Annotated in this window: 22 protein-coding genes; 16 read left to right on the forward strand and 6 right to left on the reverse strand. The window is 33.9% G+C overall.

Annotated elements, in window-relative coordinates:
- The first annotated feature begins 57 nt into the window (after positions 1-57).
- Complete coding sequence (locus tag M2098_RS02495) at positions 58-519, forward strand: hypothetical protein (RefSeq protein ID WP_280681522.1); 462 nt, start codon at positions 58-60, stop codon at positions 517-519.
- A 110-nt stretch (positions 520-629) separates the two neighbouring features.
- A complete protein-coding gene (locus M2098_RS02500; protein WP_280681520.1) occupies positions 630-1097 on the forward strand; it encodes a pyridoxamine 5'-phosphate oxidase family protein in 468 nt (155 codons plus the stop codon).
- Here the strand turns inward: M2098_RS02500 and M2098_RS02505 are convergent.
- A complete protein-coding gene (locus M2098_RS02505; protein WP_280681518.1) occupies positions 1046-1450 on the reverse strand; it encodes a hypothetical protein in 405 nt (134 codons plus the stop codon). The genes M2098_RS02500 and M2098_RS02505 overlap by 52 nt on opposite strands.
- Before the next feature lie 113 nt (positions 1451-1563).
- Here M2098_RS02505 and M2098_RS02510 point away from each other — a divergent pair, with 113 nt between their 5' ends.
- The 12 genes from M2098_RS02510 (at position 1564) to M2098_RS02565 (ending at position 9976) form a co-directional block, all read left to right on the forward strand.
- Positions 1564-2382: a MerR family transcriptional regulator gene (locus tag M2098_RS02510; RefSeq protein WP_280681517.1), complete on the forward strand. Its 819-nt coding sequence runs from the start codon at positions 1564-1566 to the stop codon at positions 2380-2382.
- Positions 2383-2457: 75 nt separating this feature from the next.
- Entirely contained in the window at positions 2458-2934 is a 477-nt protein-coding gene (locus M2098_RS02515) for an SAM-dependent methyltransferase (RefSeq protein ID WP_280681515.1), read from the forward strand.
- 135 nt (positions 2935-3069) lie between these two features.
- Positions 3070-3513, forward strand: a complete 444-nt coding sequence (locus M2098_RS02520; RefSeq protein WP_280681513.1) for a hypothetical protein — start codon at positions 3070-3072, stop codon at positions 3511-3513.
- An 8-nt stretch (positions 3514-3521) separates the two neighbouring features.
- Positions 3522-4043, forward strand: a complete 522-nt coding sequence (locus tag M2098_RS02525; RefSeq protein ID WP_280681511.1) for a nitroreductase family protein — start codon at positions 3522-3524, stop codon at positions 4041-4043.
- Positions 4044-4060: 17 nt separating this feature from the next.
- Positions 4061-4903 carry a sialate O-acetylesterase gene (locus tag M2098_RS02530; protein WP_280681508.1) on the forward strand — a complete coding sequence of 281 codons (843 nt, stop codon included), beginning with the start codon at positions 4061-4063 and terminating at the stop codon, positions 4901-4903.
- A gap of 67 nt (positions 4904-4970) precedes the next feature.
- Positions 4971-5435: a VOC family protein gene (locus M2098_RS02535; RefSeq protein ID WP_280681506.1), complete on the forward strand. Its 465-nt coding sequence runs from the start codon at positions 4971-4973 to the stop codon at positions 5433-5435.
- 4 nt (positions 5436-5439) lie between these two features.
- Positions 5440-5739 carry a hypothetical protein gene (locus M2098_RS02540; RefSeq protein WP_280681505.1) on the forward strand — a complete coding sequence of 100 codons (300 nt, stop codon included), beginning with the start codon at positions 5440-5442 and terminating at the stop codon, positions 5737-5739.
- A 54-nt stretch (positions 5740-5793) separates the two neighbouring features.
- A complete protein-coding gene (locus M2098_RS02545) occupies positions 5794-6333 on the forward strand; it encodes a DUF1697 domain-containing protein (protein ID WP_280681503.1) in 540 nt (179 codons plus the stop codon).
- A gap of 133 nt (positions 6334-6466) precedes the next feature.
- Positions 6467-7783, forward strand: a complete 1317-nt coding sequence (locus M2098_RS02550; RefSeq protein WP_280681501.1) for a DEAD/DEAH box helicase — start codon at positions 6467-6469, stop codon at positions 7781-7783.
- Positions 7784-7841: 58 nt separating this feature from the next.
- On the forward strand, positions 7842-8402 hold the full coding sequence (locus M2098_RS02555) for a YdeI/OmpD-associated family protein (RefSeq protein WP_280681499.1): 561 nt from the start codon (positions 7842-7844) through the stop codon (positions 8400-8402).
- 217 nt (positions 8403-8619) lie between these two features.
- Positions 8620-9216, forward strand: a complete 597-nt coding sequence (locus M2098_RS02560) for a transglutaminase family protein (protein WP_280681498.1) — start codon at positions 8620-8622, stop codon at positions 9214-9216.
- Between the two features lie 142 nt (positions 9217-9358).
- Positions 9359-9976 (forward strand): DarT ssDNA thymidine ADP-ribosyltransferase family protein, encoded by a 618-nt coding sequence (locus tag M2098_RS02565; protein WP_280681496.1) that lies wholly within the window; start codon positions 9359-9361, stop codon positions 9974-9976.
- Positions 9977-9986: 10 nt separating this feature from the next.
- Here M2098_RS02565 and M2098_RS02570 read toward each other — a convergent pair whose 3' ends face one another.
- Entirely contained in the window at positions 9987-10466 is a 480-nt protein-coding gene (locus M2098_RS02570; protein ID WP_280681494.1) for an Rrf2 family transcriptional regulator, read from the reverse strand.
- A complete protein-coding gene (locus tag M2098_RS02575; protein WP_280681492.1) occupies positions 10444-10872 on the reverse strand; it encodes an Rrf2 family transcriptional regulator in 429 nt (142 codons plus the stop codon). The genes M2098_RS02570 and M2098_RS02575 overlap by 23 nt, the downstream gene beginning before the upstream one ends.
- A gap of 149 nt (positions 10873-11021) precedes the next feature.
- Between M2098_RS02575 and cysK the strand changes: the two genes are divergently transcribed.
- Positions 11022-11945 (forward strand): cysteine synthase A, encoded by a 924-nt coding sequence (cysK, locus tag M2098_RS02580; protein ID WP_280681490.1) that lies wholly within the window; start codon positions 11022-11024, stop codon positions 11943-11945.
- A 99-nt stretch (positions 11946-12044) separates the two neighbouring features.
- Complete coding sequence (locus M2098_RS02585) at positions 12045-12758, forward strand: HAD family hydrolase (RefSeq protein ID WP_280681489.1); 714 nt, start codon at positions 12045-12047, stop codon at positions 12756-12758.
- A gap of 12 nt (positions 12759-12770) precedes the next feature.
- Here M2098_RS02585 and M2098_RS02590 read toward each other — a convergent pair whose 3' ends face one another.
- Genes M2098_RS02590 through M2098_RS02600 form a run of 3 tightly spaced genes read right to left on the reverse strand, consistent with a single transcriptional unit; the run spans position 12771 to position 17741 of the window.
- On the reverse strand, positions 12771-13565 hold the full coding sequence (locus M2098_RS02590) for a hypothetical protein (protein WP_134171246.1): 795 nt from the start codon (positions 13563-13565) through the stop codon (positions 12771-12773).
- A complete protein-coding gene (locus tag M2098_RS02595; protein ID WP_280681487.1) occupies positions 13562-14812 on the reverse strand; it encodes a 2-hydroxyacyl-CoA dehydratase in 1251 nt (416 codons plus the stop codon). The genes M2098_RS02590 and M2098_RS02595 overlap by 4 nt, the downstream gene beginning before the upstream one ends.
- Complete coding sequence (locus M2098_RS02600; RefSeq protein ID WP_280681486.1) at positions 14805-17741, reverse strand: acyl-CoA dehydratase activase-related protein; 2937 nt, start codon at positions 17739-17741, stop codon at positions 14805-14807. The genes M2098_RS02595 and M2098_RS02600 overlap by 8 nt, the downstream gene beginning before the upstream one ends.
- Positions 17742-17914: the final 173 nt, after the last annotated feature.

The raw sequence follows: 17914 nt of genomic DNA on the forward strand, positions 1-17914 counted from the left end.
TTACAATCTCATACAATGATGAATAATGTAGTCGAAAGGCTAGGGAAAGAGGAATGTATGGCAAAAGCAGAATGGTATATTGGAAAAGAAGGAAAAGCAGAACACTTAGTATATTTAAATAAAGAAGGTAAAGAATTAAACAAATTACTTGATGGAGAAAAAACGATGATTATTCGTGGTGCTGCCGGTAGAAAGTCGCCATTGGGTGGACGTGCGAAAGTTGATGATACATTATATTTTGTGGAAACTGGTGGAGATATGTCAGTTACACACAAGGCAAGAATATCAAAAGTCATTGAATCAGAGAAAATGACAAAAGAAGAATCCATTGATTTCGTAAGAAAATATGAAAAAGAATTGAATTTATCAAAGAAGCAGTATGAACGTTGGGCAGGTAAAAAGTATCTTGCGGTTTATGAAGTATCTGATATAGAACCAATTGAACCATTTACTTACAATCGTGAGAAAAACATGGATGATTGGATTATCACAGAGGACATCAATACGATTAAACTATAATGTTTGATTCTTCCAATAGCAGGATAAATTGGATTGGTTGATTGGCATTATGAAATATGAAGTTTGAATACCAGTAGTAGAAGTCACAAAATGATATAAAGGAGACATGTATGATGACATATGAAAAAGCAATACAAGATTTAAATGAAAAATTTGGAAATAAGGATAATTTGTTGTCATTATCAACCATTGCTTTAGATGAAGTAAATGGTATGGTTCGTCCAGATGCACGAATTGTTGATGCATATTATGAAGATGAGGCATTTTATGTAGTTACACATGAAGTGACAGGGAAGATGCAACAGGTTGCAAAGAATCCAAATGTTGCAATTTGTATTATTGTCGAAAACTTTACAGCAAATGGAGTTGCTGAAAACCTTGGTTGGGTTTGCGACAAGAAGAATGAAGATATTATTAAGAAACTGAGAACGATATTTGCTGAGTGGTACTATGTTGCAAATAATGAAGAAGATAAGGGTACATGCATTTTACGTATTCAGCTAAAACACGGATTATGGAATGATCCTCATGCTGGTACACGAACATCAATTGATTTTGAAAAGAAATTGGTAGGATAGAAGTACATGATATATGCATTACTTGGTGCATTGCTATTTAGTTTTGTAGCAATTCTAACACTACTAGTTACCTTTGGCTTTCCACTTGGTGAATATACGCTTGGAGGTGCACATAAAGTGCTTCCTAAACATATGAGAATTGCCACAGGTATTTCTTTTATCATACAAATATTTGCAATATTGATAATTCTATATGTTGGAAATATGATTACACTACCACTTTCATATACTGCAGCAATATGGATCTGTTTGTTTTTTGCGATATATCTTGTAATTAATACAGCGATGAATTTCTTTTCAAACAGCAAAAAGGAAAAATATGTAATGACTCCGTTATCACTAATTTGTGCCATTTGTTATTTACTTACATTTTTGTATCATTAGAAAATATTATGTGAAGCATAATAATTTTATTGAAGTATGAAAAACAACTGACTATAATTTGATTACATGTAGGAGAAATACTATGTTTAAAATTGGTGAATTTTCAAAATTAACTCAAGTGTCAGTTCGTATGCTTCGTTATTACGATGAAAATGGGTTACTCAAACCAGCAACTGTTGATGCAGATACTGGATATCGAATGTATGCAGTAGACCAAATTCCTAGACTTAATAAAATCATCTATCTACGTGATAGTGGTTTTAGTGTTGCTGAAATTCTTGAAGCATTGGAGTATTCGGATACGCAAAAGACATTGGCTCAGTTGGATCAAAAATTAAATGTTATAAAGCAGAATATTGAAGATGAAAAAGAAAAACTTAATAAAATCAGAATTGCTAAACAGCAATTAAGTGATGGTAAACAAACCATACACTACAACACATCGATCAAATCAATCCCTGGTTATCAAGTTATATCGCTTAGAAGAATTTTGCCAGATTATTATCATGAAGGGGAGCTATGGAAGGAACTATCAACCTATTTGAAGCAATATCAAATTCGCACAAATGAAGAAACGTTTTCCATCTATCACGATATGGATTATCGCGAACAAGATGTAGATGTTGAGTTATGTGTGCAAGTTGATAAAGAATATGATGATATATTTCCTTGCGTGTATCGTTATGTTGAACCTGTAGAGTTTATGGCTTGTACGATGGTCTATGGTGAATTTAGTAACATTGCTAAAGCATATCAAACCTTTGCAAGTTGGCTTGAAAAAAATGATCAATATACGATGGCAGGATCAAGTCGACAAATCGTTCATCGAGGTCCCTGGAATGAAGAAAATCCAGATGCATATCTTACGGAAATTCAAATTCCATTGATTAGAAATAAATGAAGTTAAATTATGCTTGACTCTCACATGATGTGAGGGTTTAGAGTGTGTATACAGATAGATACACGGAGGTAATTTATGACAACATTTAATGTAAAATCAATTGGAAAAATCTGTAACTCAAATGAAGGTGTATATATAGCACTTGATAAAGCGTATATACCAGCACTTCAAGCATTAGAAGGATTTAGCCACATCAATGTTCTTTGGTGGGCTAGCGATTTTGATGAACCAACATATCGTGAAGCATTAGAAACAAAGCAACCCTATAAGAATGCACCAGAAGTGATGGGTATTTTTGCGACACGTTCACCAGTTCGTCCAAACCCGATTGCAGTGACGGTTGTAGATGTATTGCATATTGATATGGAAAAAGGAATGATTCATATTCCATACATCGATGCACATGATCAAACACCACTTCTTGATATAAAACCATATACACCAAGTATTGATCGGATAGAAACTCCATCCGTACCAAAATGGTGTAGTCATTGGCCAAAAAATGTAGAAAGTTCAGGTGCATTCGATTGGGAAAACGAACTTATTTATTAATAAAGATATGAATAGATTTAAAAAGGTAGTTTGCTGAATCTTTCAACTACAAAATAACTATGCTGGCGCAGCGCGTCAGCTCTTTTCTTATTCATGTTTTGTGATATGATACATATCATAGTAAAGGAGTTTTATATGTGTATAGAGTGCTTTAGTGAACATGCAAGAATCACACCCTTACGACAAGCAAGAGCTTGTCTTGAACAACATACACAATACATCTGTGGTACATGTGGAAGATGTATTTGCATTGAACATGATCCAAACCGTGGACTTCAACGTTGGAATTTCCCATTTACTTCTGTAGAAATAGCTTTATTGTATTTACGAACTGCTATCTACTCAACAAAAAGTAGTTGTGGAATCTATAAAGTTGTTGCTGCTAATGGTCGTGTATCTTATAAGATATTCAAAGATACACATGATGCACAAATCTACGCTGATAAACATAAAGATAAAACTTGTGATATCCATAACCCTGTAATAGAAAAGGAATATCAACAATTTGAAGGTACACAAGTTCGCAGACTAACGACTTTAGAGATAGAACAATACGTAAAAGAACAAAAGAGTATATAGGAGGGCATATGGGATTACTTAAGACGATTTTACAAAGAAGAAGTACAAGAATATATACAAACGAAAACGTTCCACAAGAAAGCTTAGAAAGCATTTTACAAGCAGGACTACTCGCACCAACAAGTATGAATCGTAAACCTTGTTCGTTTTACATAATTCAAGATACAAACTTGTTGCAGGCATTATCAAAAACTAAAAAACTTGGTGCTACGATGCTAGCAACTTGCAATTGTGCAATTGTTGTGGTTGCAGATAGCAAAAAAGCTGATACATGGATTGAAGATAGTTCTATAGCTTTATCCTATATGTCACTAATGGCTACTGAACTTGGTATTGGTAATTGTTGGTGCCAAATTCATTTACGAAAATCTGAGCAGGAAGAAGATGCTGAAACATTGGTATGTAAACTTCTTGAACTACCCAGCTCATCAAGAATTGTTGGGATCTTAGCTTTAGGTTTTGCAAAGGAAAAGCCAAAAGCTCATAAAGTAACTGAAATCGATTGGAATAACGTACACTATCGAAAATAAGAAAAAGGTAATAGATTATGAAATATGCATTTTTAATGGTTGGACAGTCCAACATGGCTGGTCGTGGATATGCTCATGAAGTAGCACCCATTATTAACGAAAATATACTTATGTTGAGAAACGGACGCTGGCAAATGATGGAAGACCCGATCAACTTTGATCGTAGTGTTGCTGGCGTTGGACTTGCATCATCATTTGCTAGTGCATGGTGTAAGGATCATCCAAATGATCAAATTGGTTTAATTCCATGTGCTGAAGGTGGAACTTGTATTGATGAATGGGCAATTGATGGACCATTGTTTCAACATGCAATTAATGAAGCAAAGTTTGCACTAAAGGATAGTATACTTGTTGGTATCTTATGGCATCAAGGTGAAAACGATAGTTTTGAAGGTCGTTATATAACATACCAAGATAAATTAAAGATTATTATGGATACATTTCGTTTAGAACTTGATTGTCCAAACATACCAATTATCGTTGGTGGATTACCAGATTTTCTTGGTCGCTATGGCTTTGGAAAAGGATGTAAAGAATACAAAGAAATCAATCAAGCACTAAAAGACTATGTAGATAGTGAGTCAAATGCATATTTTGTTGATGCAGCTGATTTACAAAGCAATCCAGATGGAATTCATATCAATGCTCTAAGCCAACGTAAATTTGGGTTACGTTACTATGATGCATTTATAAATGCGCATAATGTTTTACAGCCACTAGCGAATGAAGAACTTCGTTTACGTGAACTAGAGGCCAAAGAAAATACAAAAAGTGAAAAAATCTTCTGTCTAAGTAAACATTTGGTTTTAGGTGATATCACCTATGAAGAATTTGTACAACAACTGACTACAATTCAGTAGTTATAAATATTCTTTTCATCTTATCATTTCAATGGCATAATAAGTACATACATAGGGGGTAGTTCATATGAAATATGAAGGAGTATGTCTTTCGGTAAAAGACATAAATAAATCACGCACATTTTATGAAGAAGTCTTTGGCTTAGAAGTACAGCAAGATTATGGAATTAATATTACATTTGGTGGTGTTTCTTTACAACAAGAATTCGATTGGTTAATTGGAATGCCAAAAGATCAAATCAAGGTCAAATCAAATAATATGGAATTGTACTTTGAAGAAGAAGACTTAGATGGATTTATCAATAAATTACAAACAAGAAATGATGTTGAATATATTGGAAGTTGTCCAATGGAAGCGCGTTGGGGGCAACGCTATGTTCGCTTTTATGACTTAGATGGTCATATTATCGAAGTTGGTGAAAAGATGAAAATCACGATTCAACGTTTTCTTGATTCAGGAATGAGTATGGAAGAAACCTCTGTACGAATGGATGTCTCAATACCAGACTTAATTACGTTATTGGAAAGCTAAAACGATGATGAAAGTTGTTACTATTTGTGGAAGTATGAAATTTGCTTCACAAATGAAAGATATAGCTGCCAATCTTGAATTACAACATAAGTATGTAGTCTTTCAATGTGTGTATGTTGATTCAAGCACAAAACTAAGTGAAAATGAAATACTTATACTAAACAATATACATAAACGAAAAATCGAAATTTGTGATGCGATTTACGTTGTGAATATCCAAGGTTATATCGGTCACACAACAAAAGAAGAAATTGCGTATGCAAAGCAAATAGGAAAAGAAGTTTTGTATCACGAGCAATTATAAGCAATAGAAAAGGTGCAATTATATACTGCACCTTTATTTCATAAGGAGACAAGGATGAAACGATATGTAGCATTATTAAGAGGAATTAATGTAGGTGGGAGAAATAAGATTTCGATGAAAGATTTGACACAGTATATGCAAGAATTAGGATTTATAGATGTATGTACATATCTAAATAGTGGAAATGTTATATTTTCAACTGAAGAAACTGATCATCTTGCTATGCAAGAAGCCATTTCAATAAGTATCAAAGATCATTTAGCATTAGAGATACCTGTACTTGTGATTGCACTTGAAGATCTTGAGAATAAACTTCAACACGCGCCAGAATGGTGGGGAAATGATGATAAAAGTATATATGATAATCTCATTTGCTTATTCCCTGATATTTCATATGATTTCTTTTATCAAAAAGTCGGAGACCCAAACGATGCAATTGAAAAAGTGGAGCACTATGATCAAGTAGTCTTTTGGTCATTTTCTAGAAAAGATTACAACAAAAGTACCTGGTGGAAAAAGACCGCATCAAGTGAAATAGCAAGTAAAATTACCATACGTACAGCGAATACCATACGTAATATCTTAAAGAAGTAAGGTAAATGCTAGAATCGTCCAATCGATAAATACATGGACAGTTTTGTTAGAATGTGGTATTATCCACTAGCTTAGAAAAAATATAAACACAAAAATCAAACCATTGGTGGATGTGAGAAAGAATAGGTAAGCCATGACGTTTGATGAATTAGGGATTTGTACGCCTATAGTTAATGTACTAAAAAAACAAGGATATAAAACACCAACAAAAATACAACAAGAAACAATACCAAGTGCATTGCAAGGTAGAGATATTCTTGGTTTAGCACAAACGGGAAGTGGAAAGACTGCTGCTTTTGCCATACCAACATTGCAACAACTTGCACATAAGAAAGTAAAGACACATAGAATTCAATCATTAATTCTTACACCAACAAGAGAACTTGCATTACAAATTTATGAAAGTTTTCAAATCTATGGAAAGCAGTTACCACTAAAAAGTGCAGTCATTTTTGGTGGTGTAAATCAAAATAAACAAGTAAAACAATTACAGGCAGGTGTGGATATACTAATTGCAACTCCAGGTCGTTTACTTGATTTAATGAACCAACGATTCGTCGATATCTCACAAATTGAAATTTTTATCTTAGATGAAGCAGATCGTATGCTGGATATGGGATTTATTCGTGATATTCATAAGATTATTAAATACATTCCAAAAGATATTCAAACCCTTCTATTTTCAGCTACCATGCCAAAAGAAATTGAAGGAATTGTAGATACCTTATTGCATGAACCAAAGAAAGTCGTAGTAACACCTGTATCATCTACAGTTGATAGTATTGAACAATATGTCTATTATGTTGACAGAAATCATAAAATTGATTTATTGAAAGAATTTATGAATCAACATAAACATGAACAAGTGTTAATCTTTACACGAACAAAACGAGGTTCGGATAAACTGATGCGTGATCTAGCAAAACGCGATATTAGCGCAAAAGCCATTCATGGCAATAAGTCGCAAAATGCACGACAAATTGCATTAACATTGTTTAAAAATCATGAAATTGATGCATTGATCGCGACAGATATTGCATCACGTGGTATTGATATACAAAATTTAAAATATGTCATCAATTATGATCTACCTGAACAAGCAGAAAGTTATGTTCACCGTATTGGGCGAACAGGTCGAGCAGGGAAGAGTGGTTTAGCTATTTCATATTGTTCGTACCAAGAAATCCCATTACTTAAGGATATTGAGAAATTGATAAAGAAACGAATTCAAGTTCTTGAAAATATTGAATATCCAATGATTGATAAAACGGAGAAAAAGAAAAAAGAACCACAAAAGAAAAATGTTGTTAAAGAGCGTCGTGAAGATATTATTAAGAAACAAAAACGCAAGAAACACAAACGTGTGGATCCTAAAAACTATCGAAATAAAGATAAAAAACAAGAAAAACCAAAGCGAAATGTAAAGAATAAAACAAAAAAGCAAAAATAGTCCATTTCGACAAAACGATTTCGTTCATGTATAATCTTGGATATAGTGAGGTAAATGGATGGAACCAATCGTATGTAAAACAAGAGCAGAGTTTCACTTGTGGCTACAAGAGAATGCAGCAACAAGTGAAGGTGTATATCTACTCTTTTCGAAAACGAAAGATATCCAAACACTAAGTGCAAATGAAGCGCTTGAAGAAGCACTATGCTATGGTTGGATTGATGGAGTTATGAAGAAAATTGATCAAAATAGCTACATAAAGTACTTTTCACAACGTAGAAAAAATAGCAAATGGTCACTTCGAAACAAGAAACTCGTTGAAGATTTACTTGCTCGTAATTTAGTTACTGAACTAGGTCTTGCCAAAATAGAAGAGGCAAAGCAAAATGGTATGTGGGAAGCAGCAAAAAAACCAAGTGATGTGGATGATGATGCAATTTGTGAAGTAGAAAACCTACTTAAAACAAACGAACTTGCACATAACAATTTTATGAATATGTCACCATCTGTAAAGAAGACATATACACGTGCATATTTTGCCGCCAAAACAGATGATGGTAAAAGAAAAAGACTTCAATGGATGATTGAACGTTTAGAAAAAAACTTAAAACCGATGTAATTTACGAAGAGCATGCAAATTAATGTATGCTTTTTATTTACACTTTCTAAATCAAAATAGATACATCCTCTTTGTGAATTTATTATGAACTTTTATGTATTTCAATGTTCAAGTGATATGAAGTTTGCTACAATGAAAAAAGAAAAGAACAATAACGTATTACATAACAATTAAATTCCGTGACAAGTGGGGAAATCTTACCCAAGATGAGGAGTCTATGAAACCAGTCGAAGATAATTTACAAGCTTACTTAAAGTGTACGAGTTTTATTGATTACAAGCATCCAAATATTATGAAATTGGTCCAGCAATTGGATCAAGAAAGTAGTACAACACTTGATTACATCAAGCGATGTTTTGAGTTCGTCCGTGATGAAATTGCACATTCATGGGATGTACAAGACAAGCGAATTACGATAAAGGCAAGTGATGTTTTACTTGAAGGTGTTGGTGTTTGCTTATCTAAATCAAACCTATTAGCTGCATTACTACGCGCAAAACGCATTCCTTGTGGAATTTGTTACCAACGCTTAACCATTCAAGATACACCTGAAAAGGGATATTGTATTCATGCACTTAATGCATTTTATTATGAGAATCGTTGGATCCGCATGGATGCACGAGGTAATAATGAATCAATTCATGCAGCACTAAATCTTGAAGAAGAAGTATTAGCATTTCAAGTTCGTGATGCTTATGGGGAAGTAGACTATCAAGAAGTATATGCTGAGCCCTTACCACGTGTTATGAATCCACTAGCAAATGCGCGGAATATGATCGATTTCTATAAATTTCACATGCTACAAGACCTATAGACAAGCATAAATTTTTGCTTGTTTTTCTTTTGAAAAATTGATGAAAATAAATATAAGAAATAGTGAAACTTTCAGTTTTTCTGGCTATTAACTGTAAGCGTTTTCAAGTATAATTTACTTATGAACGCTAGAGGGGGATACCATGAAAGAGATACTAAAACAGAAAAAGATAGAATACTTAATCCATTTTACAAATGCTGAAAATCTATATAATATTTTTCGTTATGGTTTGATACCACGGACAGAATTGATTGAGCGTGGCATTGACTCTACATTTAATTTACGTAGTCGCAAATATCACGATGCGGTAGCATTAACGATAGAATTTCCAGATTATACACAATTTAATGCAATTCGTTTTCGTCAACACAATCTGCCTTGGATTATCTTAAAAATTGATGCGCAGATGATTAACTATGATGCATGTACGTATTCACCGTTGAAGGGAAGTGAACTGCGTCATGGAAAAGTAGGTTTTTTATCTTTGTTTGATGAAGTCGGTGACCAAAAAAGTAGGAAAGAAATGGAACTTGATGATAAGTATCCAACAACAGTGCAATCTAAAATACTTTGTTATGAAACCATTCCAGTAGAGGCGATTAAAGAAGTTCATTTTCCTGATGCAGCTAACTATTGGATTTACAAAGGTACGATTCCTAAAAAATGTGAAACGAAAATATGTATTGATCGTACCTACTTTAAAACACGACATGATTTTGAATACTGGAAGGTCAATAACTACAAACCTTTACCACAATAAGAAAAAAAACCTACAGTCCTAGGTTTCTTTTTTCATCAAGTTCTTCTTTGTTGTAATCTTTGTACCAACCCGTTTTTTTGATTTCTTCAATTCCGCCTCTTTCTTCAATTAAATCAGCAATTGAAATATCATTTAAGAACATTTTTAATTCAGCTCCTACACGATACCATACTTCACGATATACAAATCTTGATAGGGTATCTGGATTATCACGACGAGGGGCAAGTCCATCAATTGGCTCCATTGCCATAATGACACTATATATTGTAATATCCTCAGGTCGAAGTGCTAATTTATATCCTCCTCTGTGTCCACGAACGCTTGTAATATAATTTGCTTTCTTTAATTCAATAAATATAGTTTCGATATACTTAGGAGAAAGTTGTAAGTGGCGACTAGCATTTTTTACAGTGATCAATCCTTGATCCTCAAAAATCGCGCAACCCACCAATACGCGTACTGCATATCTAGATTTGGTAGTTAGTTTCATGAGAAACACCCTCCCTATACGAATCAACTAAACTCTTAATCGTGATATTTTCAAGAGAGCGATAGAGTTGATCTTGTGTTTTTTTCCATAAATTGCTTGTCATACACTGATCTTCTTGTGCACAATATCCAGTCACACAGTGCACTATTTCAAGGTTCTGTTCAACAGCTAAAACAATATCTTTACATGAAATTTCACTAGTAGGACGTGCTAACATATATCCACCCGTTTTCCCACGTTTACTAATAAGTATATTTGCACTCTTCAGATCACGGAAGATGTGTTCAAGAAATTTTGCTGAACAATTTCGTTTATTTGCAATGTCGGCAATCGACATACTTTTTTCTTCATTTGCCAAGTAGACCAGGCATTCTACGGCATATACTCCTCTTTTGCTTATCTTCATATGTGAATTATATCATAGATATTTTTTAAATTCTATAATTCCTACCATTTTTATGGGAGATGTGTCATTTTCGTTGACTTTATGTAGTTATAAAGTTATAATCCTATTATAAAAGTAGGAATTAAAAATATCCAATAAGGAGGAGTATTATGAAGAATTTACACAATAATATCCTTGAGTTAATCGGAAATACACCTTTAGTGAAAATCAATCGATTAAACGAGGATGGACAAACAGATATATATGCAAAAATTGAATATTTCAATCCCGGAGGAAGTGTAAAAGATCGTATTGCATACAATATGATACAAGATGCACTTGATAGCGGGAAAATCACAAAGGATTCTGTTTTAGTGGAACCAACAAGTGGTAATACAGGAATTGGATTATCGATGGTAGCTGCTGCCTTAGGTATGAAGATTATTATTGTTATGCCTGAAAGTATGAGTGTGGAACGCCGTAAGATCATTCAAGGATACGGTGCACAACTCGTTCTAACAAGTGCTGCTGGTGGAATGCGTGAATCTATTGAAATCGCAAAGAAATTAGTCAGTGAAAATGATAACTATTATTTACTGCAACAATTTGAAAACCCTGCAAACCCAGATGCACATTATAAAAAAACTGCTGAAGAAATCTGGAATGACACAGATGGGGAAGTTGCAGTTGTTGTATCTGCTGTGGGTACTGGTGGTACCATTTCTGGAGTAGGAATGAATCTAAAAGAAAAAAATCCAGCAATTCGTATGATTGCTGTCGAAGCGGCTGCTTCACCTGTATTATCTGGTGGAAAACCTGGACCACATAAAATCCAAGGAATTAGTGCCGGTTTTATTCCAGATGTGTATGCTTCACGCATTGTTGATGAAATCATGCAAGTAACTGATGAAGAAGCACTTCAAACAGCTCGTAATATGATGCAAAAAGAAGGAATGCCAGTGGGAATTAGTTCTGGAGCAGCAATGAGTGCAGCTTTAAAACTAGCAAAAATGGATAAGTATAAAGACAAAATGATTGTTGTTATCCAAGCAGATAATGCAGAGCGTTATCTATCAACTGCACTATTTGAATAAGTCGATATAAGATGCAATGAATTTTGCATCTTTTTTTATTTTACTTTGACTATGAAAACAAAATAAGGTTAAATAGTACTATGCGATAGAGGAGAATACATGAACACAATACTATTTGATTTAGATGGAACATTACTTTCCATGGACCTTGATGAATTCATCAAGCAATATTTTGGACAAATTAAACGCAAATTTGCTGATTCAACATATGATGCAGATTTACTTATAAAAGCAATTTGGGCAGGAACTGAAGCGATGACAACAAATGATGGAAGCCAAACCAATGCAGAAATCTTTTGGCAAACCTTTGAACAAGTAAGTTCAATCCCTGCAAGTGAAATCGAATCAACATTTGAAGATTTCTATACAACGGACTTTCAAAATATCGAATCTGTGGTAACACAAAATGCCGATATAGTTGAAGCTATTGAAGTTTTAAAACAAAAAGGGTATAAAATGATTGCGGCAACCAATCCATTATTCCCAAAAATTGCAAGTGAATCTAGACTGCGTTGGTCTGGAGTTGATGCGGATGCATTCTTAGAAGTTACGACATTTGAAGATTACCATTACTGTAAGCCAAATCCAGCGTACTTTACAGAAGTATTAGAAAAGCATCAAATTGATAAAGCAGATGTGATGATGGTTGGAAATGATGCCCAAGAAGATGGGGCAATCTTAAAACTAGATATTCCACTTTACTTAATTAATGACCATTTAATTGACCGTAAGAATGAGGCAAAACTTGCACAGTGGAATACAGATGCAAAAGGATTCTTAGCATTTGTTAGAGAATTAGAAGACGCAAAATAAAAAGATGATCGCTCATCTTTTTTTCTTTTTCTCTTTTTTCGTAAGCGGTAGATTTGCATCTTTCAAAGTTTGAATAATACTTTCTAATGCTTTTAAGCGATGTTCTTCTATCATTGGTTTCAAACTTGGATATGACTCTTTAAAGTGTTCAAGACGCTTACTATAACGATTACTTGCTTTAATTGTCTTATCCGAGATTTGTTCGCGTACATTTTGAATATTTTCATTGACTTGTTTTGCTAGTAACTCTGCATCACTACCAATTTTATCCTTAAGTTCATCAACACGTTGTAGTGCTTTATTAATATCAAGTGCATGTACAATCGAGAATGTCGTATCGGTAATAAAGATACCAATGAGTAAACCAGTCAGCACGTATTTTGTGACATCCGGTAGACTTTTGATCAATTCAACGACTTCAGGGTGTATTCCATAAACTAATACAAGTGCCATAATTCCAAACATAATCGAGTTTTTTAAACAAATTCGTCCATTCAGATTGAATTTATATGTTGAATAGTCCCACCAGCGAAGATGGAAGATTTTTTCCATTCCATAACTTGTTACATATTCAAGTGTACTAGTAACAACTACACCTAAAATAAAAATAAGTGGTGGGTAATACGTATATGGATCCAATACATATAGTACAGCAAGTGCACCAAACCCATAGATTGGACATATCGTTCCATATAAGAACCCACGCTTTACAAAATGTCGTTTGCCAACACTGACATAGATTGTTTCGCAAACCCATCCTAGGAAGGCGTAAACAAAGAATGCTATGATGGCATCGAACAGATTCATTTTGATTCCTCCATGTTAAGTTTTGCATTACTTAACATTAGTTTAATACGGTTTTCCTGGTTAATGCTACTTGCACCAGGGTCATAATCAATTGCCACAATATTTGAATACGGATAGTTATCTTTGATTTTACGCATCATTCCTTTAGCGACAATATGATTTGGTAAACAACCAAACGGTTGGCAACAAACAATATTATTCACATCAGATTCAATAAGTTCTAACATTTCACTTGTCAGTAACCATCCTTCTCCCATTTTTACACCTTTTGAGATGTAATCTGAGGCAATATTACTGATTTGACTAAAGTCTGACATTGGTCGAAAAACTCCATGTTTCTTTATTGCTTTAATCATCTTACGTTGCGAGTGAATGATATACTTAATCACAATTCGCGCAAAGTTACGATTCATTTTATTGATTCCATATAAACTGTAATCCAAAATCATATTCTCACAACAGTAGGCAATAAAATCCATCAATCCAGTCACAACAGGTTCAGCTCCTTCATTTAATAAGAATTCTTCTAAACTGTTATTTCCAAGAGGGGAATACTTCATATAGATTTCACCAACGATTCCAACTTTAACTTTTTGCTCATTACTTCTAGCAATCGATGCATAATCATCTAATATTTCTTTATAATTTGCTTTAATATGTAAGAATTTTGTTGAATGAAGACTGTCTGCAACTTTCTTTGTCCATTTCTTATCCATGGCATCAGTTGCACCTGCTTCAAGTTCATATGGCTTACTTTGATTGGAGATCCACATTAGTAAATCACCATAAATAATTCCATAAATCGCTTTTATTAAGAAGCGATAAGTGAATGTAAATCCACTATTTTTTTCTAATCCATAGAAGTTTACTGAAATTACTGGGATATGTGCCATTCCATTATTTCTAAGTGCTTTTCTTAATAAATGAATGTAGTTACTTGCACGACATCCACCACCAGTTTGGGTAATAATCAAGGCAACTTTATCAAGATCATATGCACCACTTTTTAAAGCATCAATCATTTGTCCAACAACAAGTAGGGCAGGATAACATGTATCATTGTGTACGTTTTTTACCCCTTCATTCACTATATTTTGATGCTTTGTTTTAAGCAGTTCTACTTTATATCCTTCAGAAATCAATAATTCTTCAAGGATTTGAAAATGCATATGTAACATATTTGGAATAAGGATGGTATGCGTTTTCTTCATTTCTTTGGTAAATTCAACGCGTTCTATTTTACTCATTTGCTTCCTCCCGGTCTTCCATTGCTGCTAGTAATGAACGAATTCGTATTTTCACAGCTCCTAAATTATCAATTTCATCAATTTTAAGTTGTGTATACATTTTATTGTTTTCATGTAAGATGTCGTGAATTTCATCCGATGTAATGGAATCAAGTCCACAACCAAAACTTACAAGTTGTACAAGTTCACAATTTTCAATATTGGCAATATAGTTTGCTGCTTGATATAAACGAGCGTGATATGTCCATTGGTTTAATACTTGGAATTTTTCAAACTCAACTGTACGTGCCACACTGTCTTCAGAAATAACCGCACAACCTAGTGAGGTAATCAAACGATCAATTCCGTGGTTAATTTCAGGATCGATATGGTATGGACGTCCTGCTAAACAGATGATTTTTAAATCTTCTTTTTGTGCATACTCTAATGCTTCACGTGCATAGCTTTCAATTTCATTTGTATGGTTTTCGTATTCCGCATAAGCTAGATTACTCGCTTCAACGATTTCTTTTTTAGATATACTGTATCCTTGTTCTTTTAGATAACGACGGATTTTCTTCATAAAATCCTTCTTATCATTAACAGAAATATATGGATACATAAATGGAATTTTCACATCCATATTTGCTTGAATGACTTCAGGATAGTATGCAACAACAGGGCAGTTAAAGCAGTTATCACTAATACCTTCATCAAAGTTATAAGTCATAGCAGGGTAGAATATTGCATCCAAATCCTTTTCTAATAAATTCACAATATGACCATGTACTAATTTTGCTGGATAACATGCTGTATCTGAAGGAATTGTATGTTGTCCTTTATTGTAAATCGCTTTACTAGAACGATCACTCACAATAACTTCAAAATCTAAAGCGGTAAAGAATGTGTGCCAGAATGGTAAGTTTTCATACATATTAAGTACCATTGGTAAACCAAGTCTTCCACGTTTACCTGGTTTTGATTGTTCCTTATACGATTCTAATTTCGCCATTTTTAAAGCATAAACATTTGGAATATCAAAGTTTGCTTCACCTTTAATTGGACGTTCACATTTATTACCAGCGATCAGACGCTTTCCATCACCGAACGTATTAATTGTTAAGGAACAGTTATTTCCACAAAGACGACAGTTTACTACTTTTGAAGTATGGGTAAAGTTTTCGACTTCTTCTTTACTGAGAATTGTACTTGTTCCATTTGATTTTTCTTGTGCGATTAGCGCAATTCCAAAAGCACCCATAAGTCCAGATATTTGTGGACGAACAACAGGTTTATCTAATTCTTTTTCAAAACTGCGTAATACAGTGTCATTTAAGAATGTTCCACCTTGTACAACGATGTTTTGTCCTAGATCTTCTGGATCTGCAATACGAATCACTTTATATAGTGCATTTTTCACAACCGAGATAGCTAGTCCTGCACTGATATCTTCAACAGTTGCACCATTCTTTTGTGCTTGTTTCACTGATGAATTCATAAAGACTGTACAACGACTACCTAAATCCACTGGATGTTGACCCATTAACCCCATTTGTGAAAACTGAATAATGTCATATCCTAAAGAGTTGGCAAAAGTTTCAATGAAACTACCACATCCAGAACTACATGCTTCATTTAGAATAATTTCATCAATGCGGTTATCTTTGATTTTAAAACATTTCATATCTTGACCACCAATATCGATAATGAAATCAACATTTGGTTCAAAATGTTTAGCGGCAGTATAGTGAGAAATAGTTTCTACTTCACCTTGGTCCATATGGAAAGCTTGACGAATCAATTCTTCTCCATATCCAGTAACACCACTTCCAGCAATTTGAATCTCTGGATTGATTGAATAAATTTTAGTGAGTTGTTCTTGCACAACATCAACTGGATTTCCTTGGTTTGACGTATAATTTTGATACAAAATTTCGTGATTTTCATTCAGTAAAACAATTTTAGTTGTTGTACTTCCTGCATCAACTCCCAAGTATGCTTTACCTTTATAGCTAGCAAGATCTACTTCTTGCACTTTTGCTTTTGCATGACGTTCTTTAAACTCTAAATATTCGTCATCATTATTAAATAGGGGAGGTAGACCTTCATGTGAGACCTTCACATTTGCAGCACGTTTTAATGCATCCATTAATTGTGCATATGTATAATCTTGAGTTTCACTTTCTGCACTAATTGCAGCCCCTAAAGCAACAAAGTATGGTCCCATTTCTGGAAGTGTTGCCTGACTTTCATCAATTTTCAAAGTTTCAATAAAGCGATCACGTAAACCTTTATTAAAGGATAAAGGACCACCTAAGAATAGAATATTTCCATCAATGGTTCTTCCTTGAGCAAGACCGGTAATGGTCTGATCAACTACAGCTTGGAAAATACTAGCAGCTAGATTTTCCTTTTGAGCACCTTGGTTCAATAATGGTTGAATATCCGTTTTCGCAAAGACTCCACAGCGTGAAGCAATTGGATATAATTTTGTATAGTTTTGTGAGAGGGCATCAAGTTCTGCTAAATCTACATTAAGTAGAGTTGCCATTTGATCGATAAATGCTCCAGTACCACCGGCACATGTTGAATTCATTCGTTCCTCTAAAGCTCCACGTAAAAAAATAATTTTTGCATCCTCACCACCAAGTTCAATTACAACATCACTGTCATTGTGATATTTTCTAACTGCTTTGGTTGTCGCAAAAACTTCTTGTACGAATGGTAAATTAGCATTGTTTGCAATTCCTAAACCAGCACTACCAGTTAAAGAAATCTTGAATTTGTGATCCTTAATAATCGGTTTTAATTCTTCAATCTTTTCTAGTGCCATTTCACGAACTCTTGATTTGTGACGTTCGTAACTTTTATATACTACTTCATTTGTATCATTCAAAACGACTGCTTTGATCGTTGTTGAACCGATATCTAAGCCTATTTTATAAGTCATATTTATCGTTTCCTCATTTTCCATATGTGTCATTCTAACACAAAGGTTTGCCAACATTCAATCATTTGCAACCCTTTGTTTACGTATTAAAAATGTAAAATGCTATATTTTATAAGAAGTTTAGAAAATAAAGCGGTTTCATTGGACTTTCATGGGTATTCTAATGTGTTTAG

Origin of the sequence: Breznakia sp. PFB1-19, assembly GCF_029893935.1 — a bacterium.
Taxonomy (GTDB): Bacteria; Bacillota_I; Bacilli_A; order Erysipelotrichales; family Erysipelotrichaceae; genus Breznakia; species Breznakia blatticola.